Origin of the sequence: Waltera intestinalis (assembly GCF_009695995.1) — a bacterium.
In the GTDB taxonomy this organism is placed as follows: domain Bacteria; phylum Bacillota; class Clostridia; order Lachnospirales; family Lachnospiraceae; genus Acetatifactor; species Acetatifactor intestinalis.
Genome location: NZ_VUMU01000003.1, coordinates 194,151 through 207,985, shown reverse-complemented (window position 1 = coordinate 207,985; position 13,835 = coordinate 194,151). Strand labels below are relative to the sequence as shown.

General features: G+C 48.4%; 11 protein-coding genes. 2 read left to right on the top strand and 9 right to left on the bottom strand.

Annotated features, from left to right (window positions below; all coding sequences use genetic code 11):
- Positions 1–27 precede the first annotated feature (27 nt).
- Positions 28–1,323, top strand: coding sequence for a diguanylate cyclase (locus tag FYJ59_RS04340; RefSeq protein ID WP_205839448.1), 1,296 nt, complete (start codon positions 28–30; stop codon positions 1,321–1,323).
- An 18-nt stretch (positions 1,324–1,341) separates the two neighbouring features.
- On the opposite strand, the gene spoVT is transcribed toward FYJ59_RS04340, so the two are convergent.
- Positions 1,342–1,887, bottom strand: coding sequence for a stage V sporulation protein T (gene spoVT / locus FYJ59_RS04335; protein WP_154495473.1), 546 nt, complete (start codon positions 1,885–1,887; stop codon positions 1,342–1,344).
- A gap of 179 nt (positions 1,888–2,066) precedes the next feature.
- Here spoVT and FYJ59_RS04330 point away from each other — a divergent pair, with 179 nt between their 5' ends.
- Complete coding sequence (locus FYJ59_RS04330; protein ID WP_154495471.1) at positions 2,067–3,440, top strand: sodium-dependent transporter; 1,374 nt, start codon at positions 2,067–2,069, stop codon at positions 3,438–3,440.
- 60 nt (positions 3,441–3,500) lie between these two features.
- Here the strand turns inward: FYJ59_RS04330 and FYJ59_RS04325 are convergent, their stop codons facing one another.
- The 8 genes from FYJ59_RS04325 to FYJ59_RS04290 all read right to left on the bottom strand — a co-directional run bounded on the left by FYJ59_RS04325 (position 3,501) and on the right by FYJ59_RS04290 (position 13,835).
- Positions 3,501–5,165, bottom strand: coding sequence for an ABC transporter ATP-binding protein (locus tag FYJ59_RS04325; protein WP_154495469.1), 1,665 nt, complete (start codon positions 5,163–5,165; stop codon positions 3,501–3,503).
- Positions 5,152–6,927, bottom strand: coding sequence for an ABC transporter ATP-binding protein (locus FYJ59_RS04320; RefSeq protein ID WP_154495467.1), 1,776 nt, complete (start codon positions 6,925–6,927; stop codon positions 5,152–5,154). The genes FYJ59_RS04325 and FYJ59_RS04320 overlap by 14 nt, the downstream gene beginning before the upstream one ends.
- The gene (locus FYJ59_RS04315) at positions 6,911–7,078 is read right to left on the bottom strand and encodes a hypothetical protein (RefSeq protein ID WP_154495465.1); all 168 of its coding nucleotides are present in this window, start codon (positions 7,076–7,078) and stop codon (positions 6,911–6,913) included. The genes FYJ59_RS04320 and FYJ59_RS04315 overlap by 17 nt, the downstream gene beginning before the upstream one ends.
- Positions 7,079–7,105: 27 nt before the next feature.
- Positions 7,106–7,975, bottom strand: a complete 870-nt coding sequence (metF, locus tag FYJ59_RS04310) for a methylenetetrahydrofolate reductase [NAD(P)H] (RefSeq protein WP_154495463.1) — start codon at positions 7,973–7,975, stop codon at positions 7,106–7,108.
- 48 nt (positions 7,976–8,023) lie between these two features.
- Positions 8,024–8,761 carry a GTP pyrophosphokinase gene (locus tag FYJ59_RS04305; RefSeq protein ID WP_154495461.1) on the bottom strand — a complete coding sequence of 246 codons (738 nt, stop codon included), beginning with the start codon at positions 8,759–8,761 and terminating at the stop codon, positions 8,024–8,026.
- Positions 8,762–8,977: 216 nt separating this feature from the next.
- Positions 8,978–9,913, bottom strand: a complete 936-nt coding sequence (gene manA, locus FYJ59_RS04300; protein WP_154495459.1) for a mannose-6-phosphate isomerase, class I — start codon at positions 9,911–9,913, stop codon at positions 8,978–8,980.
- Between the two features lie 80 nt (positions 9,914–9,993).
- A complete protein-coding gene (locus FYJ59_RS04295) occupies positions 9,994–12,762 on the bottom strand; it encodes a diguanylate cyclase domain-containing protein (protein WP_154495457.1) in 2,769 nt (922 codons plus the stop codon).
- 50 nt (positions 12,763–12,812) lie between these two features.
- Positions 12,813–13,835: a glycoside hydrolase family 130 protein gene (locus tag FYJ59_RS04290; protein ID WP_154495455.1), complete on the bottom strand. Its 1,023-nt coding sequence runs from the start codon at positions 13,833–13,835 to the stop codon at positions 12,813–12,815.

Sequence of the window (13,835 nt, the reverse complement as noted above, 5' to 3'; positions counted from 1 at the left end):
ATCTTACCGGAAGGGGCAGGGAATTCTATGGAAAATACGCAAAATACGCCGAAAAGAAGCGGCGGTAAAATATCATATACTCTGCAGGCGATCGGCCTGATTCCCCTGCTGGCGCTGGGGATCGTCATGTTATTTTTCACTTCCCAATGGTTCACAAAAACTATGTATCAGGAAGTGGAACGTGAATTGTATGATGCCACAAAAAGTGCCACTACACTTCTGAACGCTGCCTATCCCGGCGATTACCGGCTGGAAGGTGATGTTGCCTACCTTCTGTATAAGGGCGATGTAGATATCACCCGTGAATATTCTCTATTTGATCAATTCAAAGAGGATACCGGACTGGACATCACCCTGTTCTATCAGGATACCCGCGTTCTGACGACTCTGTATAACGCCCAGGGTGACCGCATTGTCGGCTCCGGTGCTCCGGATGTGGTGATCCGTGATGTCCTGAATACCGGTGAAGATCATTTTTATATCAACACTCTGATCAATGGAAAGTCTTATTTTTCCTATTATAGTCCTGTCCGCAATCAGGACGGCAGCATAGTTGGCATGCTTTTTATAGGAAAATCCAGTGCCACCGTATCTCAATCCATTCAACGTTATGTCTATCCGCTGACATGGCTGATCATCGGTTTTGTGGCTCTCGTGGCTGTCTGCATCTATTTTTACACCAGAAGATTCGTGGCTGTATTACTCCATATTCACAGCTTCCTGTCGGAGGTAGCCTCCGGGAATCTGAATACCACACTGGATCATTCCGTAACAAAACGCAGTGATGAATTAGGTGATATCGGTCGCTGTGCCCTGTCCATGCAGCGCTCTCTTCGTACCATGATCGAGCAGGATGCCCTGACCGAGCTGTACAACCGACGCAGCGGGGAAAAAAAGCTGCGCCAGATCTTCGAGGAAGCCCGATCCTCCCGCCATTCTTTTGCGCTCGCCATCGGAGATATTGACTTTTTCAAAAAGGTTAACGATACTTACGGTCACGAATGTGGGGATGCCGTACTGAAAAATGTTTCTGCCATGCTGAAGCAGCATATGTGGCGCCGTGGCTTTGCCGCGCGTTGGGGTGGTGAGGAATTTCTACTGGTATTTGAAAATGTAGATCTTGCAGAAGCACGGAAACAGCTGGAGCTTCTCATGGACAAAATCCACGAACTGGATACGCTCTATGAAGGTCAACACGTGAAGGTAAATATGACCTTCGGACTGGTCTGTGAATCTGACAAAGATGTTCATACATTATTAAAAGAAGCTGATGAGAAATTATATATCGGTAAGACAAACGGTCGTAACCAGGTGGTATCTTAACCCGGTTACGACCGTTTTTTATTGCTCCATCTGTCTGCCCAGGAAGCCTGCTGCGGACTGCGCCAGCTTCTGTTCCACTTCTCCCATTTTGCTCTTCCCGTCATTTTCCAGCAGGATCACGCTGCCGATGATGTCTCCCTCGCAGAGGATCGGGGTGATCAGCTGCCATGCATAGTCCACGGCAATGTCTTCCGCAATGTTGACGTAGTTGCGGTCTCCTTTTGCGGCGATCACAGTCTCTCTGTTATTGACTTTCTCTTCCAGCTGACGGCTTACTGCCTTATTGAGCAGCTGCTTACAGCCACCTGCAACCGCAATAAACTGATCCCTGTCTGCGATCAGTGCCGTATGTCCGGACACCTGCGCAAGACTTTCCGCATACTGTTTTGCGAACGTGGTCATCTCTCCGATGGGAGAATATTTTTTCAGAATAATCTGTCCCTCCCTGTCAGTAAATATTTCCAGAGGGTCGCTTTCCCTGATGTGTAACGTACGGCGGATCTCCTTCGGGATCACGATGCGTCCCAGATCATCTATTCTTCTTACAATTCCAGTTGCTTTCATATCCAAAAACCTCCTGCTTTCCTGTTTATTTTCCATAATTGTGCTGTGTGGGTAGTATGTGGAAATCATGACAGAATTATGTGACATTTACCAAAACGTTTTTTTCTTTGTATTTCCTATATTTCTGTGTTACACTTAATCTACTTGCGACAAAAAATAAAGTGTGGGGTGTTTAAACTATGAATCACAAAAATAATAACAGAAGTTCATTTTCAGGCAGGATCGGCTTCGTCCTGTCGGCTGCCGGAGCATCCGTAGGCTTAGGCAATATCTGGCGTTTCCCATATCTGGCAGCCAAATACGGCGGCGGAATCTTCCTGTTGATCTATATTATTCTGGCGCTTACCTTCGGTTATACCATGATCGTGGCGGAGACTTCACTGGGACGCATGACAGGTAAAAGTCCCGTGGGGGCCTTTCATACCTTCGGGAAGTCCAAATGGCTGTCCTTCGGCGGATGGATCAACGCTATTATTCCTATTCTGATCGTTCCTTATTATTCCGTCATCGGCGGATGGGTGATCAAATATCTGGTGGAATATGCCAAGGGTCACGGACATGATCTGGCAACGGACGGTTATTTTTCCACGTTTATTTCCAATGGTGTCTCTACTGAGCTGTGCTTTATCGTATTCACTCTGTGTACTCTGGGCATCATCTACGCCGGTGTCCGCAACGGTATCGAGCGTGTATCCCGCATTATGATGCCGATCCTGGTAGTGCTGTCCGTGGTCATCACCGTCTATTCTGTTACCAGGCCGGGAGCACTGAGCGGTGTGAAATATTTCCTGATCCCGAATCCTTCGAATTTTTCCTGGATGACCGTCGTAGCTGCCATGGGTCAGATGTTCTACTCTCTGTCCATTGCCATGGGTATTCTCATCACCTTCGGCTCTTATATGAAAAAAGATGTCTCCATTGAAGGTTCCACGAAAAATGTGGAGATCTTTGATACTGCCATCGCTATCATGGCAGGTCTCATGATCATTCCCGCCGTGTTCGCATTCTCCGGTGGAGATCCCGATACCTTACAGGCAGGTCCTTCCCTGATGTTCATCACACTCCCCAAAGTCTTCGATAGCATGGGAATGGGCACCTTCGTAGGTATTCTGTTCTTCGTACTGGTACTGTTCGCAGCCATGACCAGCTCCATTGCGCTTACCGAAAGTGCTGTGTCTACTTTCGAGGACGAGCTTGGCTGGGGTCGTAAAAAATCTACCTTGATCATGGGTGTGATCATGCTGGCACTGGGAACGTTATCCTCACTGGGTTACGGACCGCTCGGTGCTGTGAAGATCATCGGCATGCAGTTCCTTGATTTCTTCGATTTCCTGACCAACTCCGTGATGATGCCTATCGCTGCCATCACCATCTGTCTGCTGGTATCCCGCGTCATCGGAGTAAAGGCTGTGGAAGAAGAAGTCATGAACGGAGAAGCCGCTTTCCGCCGCAAAAAGATATTCAACTTCATGATCAAGTATCTCTGCCCGGTATTTGCTGCGATTATTTTATTAAGTTCTGTAGCAAATGCATTTGGACTTATTTCCATGTAAGATCCCAGAGTCATAAACAAAACCCCACGCTTGTGTGAACACAGTGTGGGGTTGTTCTTATTATATGTCAATGATCCGTCCTGTCTCCGCGTTCACTCTATGCGAAATCGAGATTACGGTACGTCCTTCGGAAGCCCTCTTCAGTGCCTGCAGCACCTCTTCTTCGGTCTGGGCATCCAGATTTGCCGTAATCTCATCCAGCAGAAGGAGCTTCGGCTTCGCCACGGCGGCTCTGGCAATGGATAACAGCTGCCATTGCCCCTGCGAGAAGATCTCCGAAGTACAGAGCGTGTCATAGCCTTTTTCCAGCTGTTCTATCGTTGCATCCAGTCCCGCAATTCTTGCAGCCTCCCGTACCTCTTCCATAGTAAAAGAATCGTCATACAGCGTGATCTGATCCTTCACGGTACCGGGTACCCTGTGAAAAGTCTGCTCCACATAGCCGTACAGGCTGCGCTTTTCATTTTCCGGAATCTGAAAAGCATCTCTTCCCTGAATCAGCACTTTACCCTCTCCCGGCTGATAGAGTCCCAGCAACAGTTTGAAGACCGTACTCTTCCCTGCCCCGGTTCTTCCGGACAGCGTCACCTGTTCTCCGGGATACACTTGGAAGCTTAAGTGATGCAGGATTTTACGGCTGTCATCCTCATAAGCAAAGGTCACGTTTTGCAATTCCACAAAAGGATTTTCCAGTCTATTCTGTGGTTCTGCCGTTTTTTGCCCGGAATATTTCTCCGGCACTTCCTCTAACGCATAGAATTCATTGATCCGGTGCACGCCCGCAACGGCGGACTGTATGGTCTGGATCTCCATTCCCAGACTCTCCACAGGGGTAAAGATCTGGGAGATATAGTTAATTAACGCTACCGCTGTACCTGCAGACATGCCGAACAGTGTCAGCACCTTCGCATTACCGGAGGCAGAAAACAGCATCACAACCGCCACCACGATAGCATTCAGGATCAGGATCACCGGGGAATAAATAGCATCATAGAAATTCGTGCGATCTACCGCGCGATAACTCTCCGCAATATATTCATCATACCGTTCCTCCATATAGTGCTCTTTTCCCAGCGTATGAATGGTGCGGATATTGTGCAGCGTCTCCGGCACATGTCCGGAGGCTCTGCCCACAGCACGACGGTTCTCGATCTGGGCTTTCAGCATGTTTTTCTGCACCGTCCTGGTGAACCAATACAGAAATGGCAGCAGGATCAAAAGTACGATCGCCAGTCCTCTGTTTTTTAACCAGATCACCACCAGGATACTTATAATCTTACAGGCATCGGCGAACATGCTGATGATTCCGGAGGTAAACAGGTTCTCCACCGTATCCACATCTCCTACGAACCGGGATACGATCGTACCGGGCTCCTGTTTCGTCAGTTCCCCTGCCGTCAGGTTCGTGTATTTCTCCATCATGCTGCTCCGCAGTGCGTGGGTGATCTTCTGACCGAAGACCGTCAGCAGACCTTCCCGAAGGCTTTCGGTCAGCCCGGTGAGCACCGTAAAAGTAAAATACAGTATCACCAATGCAACCGGAACTGCGTTTCCTGCGGTGATCGTATCCACGATATTTCCCAGGATCCAGGGCGGCAAAAGCGCGGTTACAATGGCACCTGCGACTGCCAGCACGATTCCCAGTGACAACCCTGCATAGCCTGTCACAGTCTGCCGGATCACGCTGCGGACATTTTTCACATTCTGTCTCTTATTTTTCTGCATGATCCGGACCTCCCTCCTGCGTACTGTGTGCATCAGCGCCATCCGCCTGTGCTTCATACAGTCTCGCATACTCCGGGAACTTTTCAAGGATCTGTTCGTGGGTTCCTGCGGTCACTTTTCCACCCTCCATCCACAGCACCTGATCCATTTCAGGGAACAGATACAGCCTATGGGACAATAGGATCACGATACTGTCTGCTACCAGCTTCCGTAGATTGGCAAAAACCTCTTCCTCCGTCTTGCGATCCAGTGCGGAAAAAGGATCGTCCAGGATCAGGACCGGACGCTTATGGCACAGGGTTCTCGCCAATGCCAGCCGCTGTGCCTGTCCACCGGAGAGTCGGACGCCACCATTTCCCACAATGGTGTCCATACCCTCTTCCATCTCTGCCACCTCACCGTCGAAACAGACTGCCTTCAGATACTTCTCCGGATCGTCATCATCGCCCAGTAGTATATTGTTACGGACACTATCATTGAACAGCTCCGGATCGTGTCCTAAATATCCCACCATGCCGTTTTGCTCTGCCTTGGTCATCGCGGATAATTCTTTGCCGTGAAAACAGATCCTTCCTTCGTAAGGGTATTCACAGAGGAAGGTCTTTCCCAATGTGGATTTACCACACGCCACTGCGCCGGTGACACCAATGATCTGTCCCGGAGTGGCTGACAGATTGAAGTCCTCATAGATCTTCTCGCCGCCGGGATAAGCGAAGCTTACATCCGATACTTCCAGCGTTCCCGGCTCCTGTACCAGGCTGTCGTCCTCATAAGTGGTTTCCTTCATCAGTGGCTTGATGCGCTTCCAGGAGACCTGGGCTTTATGTACTGCATTGAATAGCTTCGCGGCATGAGAAGATTTCACGGCTAACTTCAAAAAACAGGATAAAAAAGTGGTAAAGGCTGCCACATCCCATATTTTCCAGCCGGTTCCAAGCACATTTTTGCTGCCGAAATACAAGATAAACAATACTCCTGTCATGGAGATGATCCGGTACAGCGGGGGGAACGCAGTACTCCAGATATTGGTCTTCACAGCAGATGTTTCATAATCGGTAAGGTTCGCTTCATAAGCCTGCCTGCGCTCTTCCTCTCTGCCATAGACACGGTAAGTGATAGCGTTAGTGTCTCTGTCCAGTGTTGCGGCACTTAAATCTCCGGACTGTTCCTTATATGCCGCTCCGGTACGCTGCACGTTACGCTTCATCTTCTCCGCCAGCACATAAGATACCGGTAAAAACAGCATACCTAAGATTGCCAGCCGCCAGTCATAAAATAGCAGCATTCCCACATATGCTGCCAGTGCCACACCGGTATCATAAATCTCTGTGGTAAATTTCCGCATACCCTCCGCGCAGTCGTCCACATCCAGGATTGCCTTGGTCATCACATTTCCGACACCCTCTTCTTCCAGTTCGGCACGGCTTCTGTGCACCAGGCTGCGGTACAGGATCTCTTTCATGTCACGATTTACATTATTAGCAAATCGTCTGACATAAAAACGTTTGATATAACGGGAGATCTGCACGATGGCAATAGACATCACATATGCGGTCACCAGCACCAGCATATCTTGGTATCCTGCTTTCCCACCCAGAATGTCTACCAGGCATCCCGTCATCCGACCCTCGAACCACGGTCCTGCCAGAAGTCCGAGGTTATAGATCAGGCCGGAGAACGTGACTGCCAGCAGCACCGGCCACTGGGTTTTGAAATAATACAGGATCTGATCTTTTTTCACTGCCTCAGATATCTGTTTCATCCTCTCCTGCTCCTTCTTCCACGCATTTTTCCGCATTGACAAATCCTGTCCTTCTCACGTCACCCATCAATTCTGCTTCTTTCCTCAGCACTACATAAAAAGATGTACTATCCTCTGCTTTAGATAATAGTACATCTTTTTCATCTGTCAATGTATTGGCTCACCTGCGTTCATTATCTCAGGCCTTCAGAATCTCCGACAGATTCCTCTGGATCCCGGCTGCCACATCCGGTTTATTCATGGAATAGACATGGATATGTTTTACGCCGTTGGCCAGCAGATCGATGATCTGATCGGTGGCATAGGCGATACCTGCCTGTTTCATGGCTTCCGGGTTATCACCGAAACGGTCTACGATATTTTTGAAGCGCTCCGGCACATTACAGCCGGACAGTTTTACGGCATTCTTCACCTGCACGCCGCGGGTGATGGGCATGATGCCGGGAACGATGGGCACGATAATCCCAGCTTCCCGCACACGGTACATAAAGTTGAAGAAGATATTGTTGTCGAAGAACATCTGGGTCGTCAGGTATTCGCAACCGGCATCCACCTTCGCCTTCAGCCCCTGAATATCCGCATTTTTGTTAGCAGAATCGGGATGCACCTCCGGGTAGCAGGCACCTCCTACGCAGAAATCTCCGTTTTCCTTAATAAAACGCACCAGATCGGAGGCGTGCGTAAAATCTGTAAATACTTCTCCGTCGAAATCCTTTGGAATATCTCCTCTCAGAGCTAAAATATTCTCGATCCCTGCTGCCTGCATTTCTGTAAGAGCTGCGCCGATACTGCTCCTGTCAGCGCAGACACAGGTCAGATGCGCCACAGTAGGCACATTGTACTGCTTCTGAATCGCTCTTGCCAAAGCAATGGTATGTCCCTTGGTACTGCCGCCGGCGCCATAAGTCACGCTCATATAAGCAGGCTGCAATGCCGCGATCCCCAGTGCTGCTGCCTCCACATTTCCGAAATCCGTACTCTTCTTCGGAGGAAATACCTCAAAAGAGATCGTTGCTGTATCTTTATTCAAAATATCTCTGATCTTCATACAATTCTTCTCGCCTTTCCATCATCTACATACCTTCAGGCTACGTAATTACCCTTTGTTTTCCCGCAAAAAGATCGGCAGAAAATCCTGTTTCTCCTCTTCTGCGGTCTCACTCGCCGCAATGACATTCCGGATATTCTGCATCCGCTTATCCAGCGCTGCGCTCTGCTGTGCACAGTCATACAGCTCATCCTTTAAAAACTTCGACTGACTTTCCGGAATGTTTTTCTTATACTGCAGCTTGTGCTCCAGGCTCGCCCAGAAATCCATGGCTATCGTACGGAACTGCACTTCCACATAGACCAGTTTCTTCGTATTCTGTAAAAAGATCGGCACCTGCACGATCAGATGGAGGCTGCGGTAACCGCTCTCCTTAGGATTCTTTATATAATCCTTGCGCTCGATCAGGGTAATGTCATCCTGACGTAAAAAGCTCTCCGCCAATTCATAAATATCATCCGGAAACGAACAGATGACCCGGACACCGGCGATGTCACGGATATTCTCCTCAATGCCTTCCAACGTCATGGGAATATTTTTCCGGCGGATCTTCCTAAGGATACTGTCGTAGGACTTCACTCTGGTCTTGATGCCCTCAATGGGATTACGGTCATATTCCAGAGAATATTCCTGATTCAATACTTTAAATTTCGTCTCTACCTCCATGATGGCACACTGATAATAAGACATCAGCTCGTCCATGGGGCGCTTATTCTTCTCGATCAGATCCAAAAACTCGTCTGAGAGTAAATGTTGCTTCAAAAATTTACCTCTGATGGTATCCATTTTTATTCCTTCTATCTACAGCTCTTTTTCAGTGTATTATGCATAAGGTCCTATTCCTTTCTATAAGACCTTCTCAGAAATTCTCTCCCAAAATGTATTATATCTTACAATAGTTACTGCCACAACCATATTTTTTAGTCAAGTATAACAAAAAACAGCCCCCCTGCTCCGAAATGCAAAGGGACTGTCTGTTGCGTAGATTGATTAAAGTATAGATCAAATAGTGGATGCAATAATCTGCATCCTGCCTTGTAACTCTACCTTTCCATAGCCATCGGGCAGGATCAGGTGATCGCCCTTTTTTAAATGAGTACCATTCAGGGTGCCTTCGCCTTCTACCACGCTCATGAGGATGAAAGGCTTATCCTGCCAGGTCTCCACGCGATGCTCCACATCAATACGATATACGGTGTAGTAAGGGCACCGGATCAGCTGCTGAATGGCATCATCCTTCTTCTCGGTATGCACCACACTGTTGTCCACGGATTTTGCGGGAACCGTGATCACATCAATACTCTGTGCGATGTGTAACTGTCGGGACTTGCCGTTGCTCAATCTGTCGTAATCATACACGCGGTAAGTGATATCACTGCTCTGCTGGGTCTCTAAGAGAAGAGTTCCTCCCTTGATGGCATGCACGGTACCGGGATCGATCTGGATGAAATCCCCGGGCTTAATGGGGATCTCACGGATAAATTCCTTCCATCTGCCCTCATGGATCATCTGCTCCAGTTCTTCCTTCGTCTTCGCATTGTGTCCGGCTACCAGCGTAGCATTCTCCTTGCAATCCAGGATGAACCAGCACTCGGTCTTACCCAGGGATCCGTTCTCATGAACCTTCGCATACGCATCATCCGGATGTACCTGAATGCTGAGGTCGTCCTTCGCATCAATGATCTTGACCAGCAGCGGAAAACGATCCATTCCCGCGTCTCCGAACAGCTCGGGGTGCTTCTCCCACAGTTCTGACAGCTTCATTCCCTGGAAGGCTCCGTTTCTCACGGTACCATCTCCACTCGGATGAGCGCTGATGCCCCAGCACTCCCCGATGTCATCTCCCTCAATGGGGTAACCGAATTCTCTGTTCAGCCGGGTGCCGCCCCAGATGTTGTGAGTACACACCGGATTTAAAAATATAATATCTTTATTCATGCTCCTGTTCCTGCTTTCCTTGAATCTGTCCGTGATACATTTTTATTTATACTAATAGCTCAACATTACGGTGCTGTCAATCATTTCGTGTTACCTTCTTCCCTCACCCCGGACACGATCACCGACACCAGATAGAACTCTGCCTTGTCTTCCGCATGGGTCTCCGTGATCTCCACACGTACCTGGTGTTCCCCATAAGGCAGGTGCTCTGCCACCGTTGTCAGCTGCATTTTGTCTCCCCAGGTCTCATCGAAGGTTCCGTCCAACACGCACGCCGTCTCAGGGTTCTCATCCACCACTGCCGTGGCAATGGGTGCAGGTCCGTCCTTCACTCGGCGGTATTGCACGGCGACACCGGTTCCCCGAAAAGCGAACTCCAGATAAGCTCCTTTTTCACCGGCGCTCCATCCGTTACGGAAAATATCCGTGATGTCTCTCTGCGGTGTCATATCTTCTTCAAAACCGCTCTTCTCCGGTGTGGAATTAAAATATTGTAGTCTCACGCAATGCTCATAGGCATTCTCTGTCAGCGGGACCGGGAAAATCTCCCGCTGCTCTACCGTCTTATCATGGATTACCTTTTCCAGGAAATTCGTGATCACAGATGCCATGAATTCATGCCCAAGATCATTGGGATGAAGGAAATCTGCCGTAATCTTCTCTGCCGGCAGTCTTCCGGCCGCCACAGCGGGATAGATGCTGTTCTGCATGCTGATGCAGGGCAGATCATAATGTCTCCCGATCTGCGCATGATAGTATGCCGCACTTTTACCGGTATCATAATAAACACTGTGCAACAATACCATTGCAGGACAGCTTCTGCTGCCGTAAATCTGCCGTATGAGTCCTTCATACGTCTCCATATCATGGGGTGTGCAATGATCATTCACAGAGAACTCCACCATGACCAGATCCGGCAGTCTGCGCAGCAGGTCCTCCTGCACTCTCGCCGCACCGAACTGGGAATTGGTAGCTCCGATTCCCGCATTCACGTAATCGAATTCCGTATTGGGGAACACTTTCCGAAGCCATGCAACAGTTCTTGCAGCATAGCATTGATCCGGCTCCGTCGCTGCGAATCCCTGCGTGATGGATCCGCCGATGAATCCCACCGTCAGTCTCTCCCCTTTGGCTGCACGGTTCAGGAAGCTCTTCAGCCGCGTCAGATTCCCCCTGTTCAGTATACCGGCCTCTTTATCAATAACATTTCCCGCACTTTTTCGGTTTTCATAAATACTGTTTTCCACGGTGCAATAACGCTTTGCCTTGTTTTTCAATGTCTTGCTGATCCGGAAAATCTCTTCCGGACGGTATCCCCTGGATTCCAGATAATAAATTCCACCGTAAAGCTTGATGGGAACATCCGGATATTTATCCCCGATCATGGCTTCAAACATGATCATAATGTGACCGATCTTCTCCGGTGCTGCTTCCACATGATTATCCAATAGCAATAGGAACTCATCCTTTTTCAAATGACACACCATTTCCTGTCCTTTCAGGTGCTTTTGAATATGTGTCCCCAGATGGTACAGAAGGCTGTTTTTCACTTCCTCACTCATCTTCGCGGAAATCTCATCGTAATCCCGGATGCCCAGAAATACCTCTGCATACTGACCGTCCTGCCAGGGCAGGATCTGTTCCAGTTTTATCGAAAAACTTTCCGTTGTCTCCATTCCGGCAATGTACGGTTCCGGCTTTTCTGTATCCTTTTCTGTATCCTTTTCCCGCTCTCTGACATTCCCTGCATATTCTTCATGGTTCAGATAGCTTTCCATCATCCGCGTCATAGTAGACAGAATTTCACTTTCCGTTTCCGTCCACTGACGTCCTTTATAATATTTCTCCAGCTCCTGCCAGAGACCGGTCTCCCGGTCTGTTCCTTTCCGTTCTAAGGTATAATCGACATAATTATAGTTCTTGTCGTACACGCTGAATGCATTTTTGCCGCTTCGTTTTACCCGGTACAGCGCCTGATCCGCTTTTTGATACAGTTCCTCATAAGAGGAAGCATCCTCCGGATATCGGGAAATTCCCATACTTAAAGTCACTCGTCTGCCTGACAGCTGGATCTGATCCGCCATACGGGATATTCTCTCTGCTGTCTCCACAGCATGCTGTCCCACATTTTTCCCACGGCAGAATACACAAAACTCATCTCCACCGATGCGGCCTGCATAATCCTCCATGCCTGCACTGATCAAAATCGTATTGGCAATTTTGATCAATACTTCATCACCGTATAAATGTCCGCAAGTGTCATTGATCGTTTTAAAGTCATCAATATCAATGATGAGAAAAGCTCCTTCTGTGTCATCGGCCTGCTGGATATGCTTTTCCACCAGCTTACGCATTTTCGCCTTATTGTACAGATCTGTCAGGGAATCCCTCTCTGCCTTCTGTTCCAGCAGCTCCTGGTTCTTTTTTTCTCCTGTAATATCAAGCGTCTTCCCCATGATCTTATATGGCTTATGATCCTTATCATAGACCGGAATCCCTACATAACGGAACCAGACAAATACCGATTCATCACTGACTTGTCTGACTTCATAGGAAATATGCTCATCGCCGCGGTCCATTGCCTCACAAAAGGCATCAAAAGCAGACCAGTCATCCGGATGTACAAATCCCCATTTGTGCATCTGCTCCTGATAATTTTCGATGACCATATTTGTTGTGCTCCATTTTCCCCCGAGTTTTCTCGAAAGCACATATCTTTTTGTTGCAATTTCATACTCCCACAGCGCACAGTCGGAATTGTCCTCGGTAATCTTCCTCCTGATACGTTCTTCTGCCAGTTCTCTTTCCAGTTCTTCGATTCTGGCATATAATTCCTCTTTTTCCATCATACGCTGTCTCCAAAACCGCAAAGGACCCGCTCTCCGCGGGCCCTTTGATTCTATCTTCTGCCTTCTTCCGTATCACTTGTGCTGACCACGCTGTGTTCTTTAATATAGTCAACCACTTCGTCAATGGTCGTGAATGCCAGTCCTACATAACTGTCTGCTGCGCCATAGTAAATGGCGATCCTGCCACTCTCGGAATCATGGATGGTAGCGCAGGGGAAGCATACATTCGGCACGAATCCTCTCTCTTCATACCATTCTTCGGGAGTCAGAAGGAAATTCTCGCAACGATATTTTACGATGGACGGGTTGTCAATATCTAAGATTGCTCCACCTATGGAATAGACATAACCGTTACAGGTTCCGCTGACACCATGGTAGAATAACAGCCATCCTTCGGAGGTCTCAATAGGTGCCGCTCCGCCACCGATCTTCAGAGATTCCCACCATTCGGAAGATTTTGCCATCACGTGTCTATGTTTGCCCCAGAATACCATATCGGGGCTCTCACTGACAAAGATGTCACCGAAAGGCGTATGTCCACTGTCGGAAGGGCGGGACAGCATCATGAAATTGCCATGTACTTTTCTGGGGAACAGTACGGCGTTACGGTTAAAGGGAAGGAACGGATTCTCGATTCTGGTGAATGTCTTGAAATCCGTGGTTTTCGCAATACCGATGGCTGCGCCATAGAAATCCTGACACCAGATGATATAGTAGGTATCTTCTACCTTTACCAGTCTGGGATCATATGCGTAAATCGGCATGAAAGGCTTGCCTTCTTCATCTACGAACTGAATCTTATTCTTATCAAAATCCCAGTGGATAGCATCCTTGCTGCGTCCTAAATAAATATAGGGAATACCGTTGACCTGTTCACCGCGGAACACGCCAATAAATTCATCGCCATAGGGCATTACCGCACTGTTGAAGATTCTGGCTACTCCTTCTACGGGATTTCTGCCAATGATAGGATTTTCACTATATCTCCATACCGGTGCTCCGGTATGGCCTTCGGGTTTATCCTGCCAGGGTACATTAGGTACTGCAGGGCTGATCATCTTAACTTTGCTCAT

Bases quoted from the DNA above. Each gene is read 5' to 3' on its own strand.
- FYJ59_RS04340 (WP_205839448.1), top strand. From the start codon at position 28: ATGGAAAATACGCAAAATACGCCGAAAAGAAGCGGCGGTAAAATATCA.
- spoVT (WP_154495473.1), bottom strand. From the start codon at position 1,887: ATGAAAGCAACTGGAATTGTAAGAAGAATAGATGATCTGGGACGCATC.
- FYJ59_RS04330 (WP_154495471.1), top strand. From the start codon at position 2,067: ATGAATCACAAAAATAATAACAGAAGTTCATTTTCAGGCAGGATCGGC.
- FYJ59_RS04325 (WP_154495469.1), bottom strand. From the start codon at position 5,165: ATGCAGAAAAATAAGAGACAGAATGTGAAAAATGTCCGCAGCGTGATC.
- FYJ59_RS04320 (WP_154495467.1), bottom strand. From the start codon at position 6,927: ATGAAACAGATATCTGAGGCAGTGAAAAAAGATCAGATCCTGTATTAT.
- metF (WP_154495463.1), bottom strand. From the start codon at position 7,975: ATGAAGATCAGAGATATTTTGAATAAAGATACAGCAACGATCTCTTTT.
- FYJ59_RS04305 (WP_154495461.1), bottom strand. From the start codon at position 8,761: ATGGATACCATCAGAGGTAAATTTTTGAAGCAACATTTACTCTCAGAC.
- manA (WP_154495459.1), bottom strand. From the start codon at position 9,913: ATGAATAAAGATATTATATTTTTAAATCCGGTGTGTACTCACAACATC.
- FYJ59_RS04295 (WP_154495457.1), bottom strand. From the start codon at position 12,762: ATGATGGAAAAAGAGGAATTATATGCCAGAATCGAAGAACTGGAAAGA.
- FYJ59_RS04290 (WP_154495455.1), bottom strand. From the start codon at position 13,835: ATGAGCAAAGTTAAGATGATCAGCCCTGCAGTACCTAATGTACCCTGG.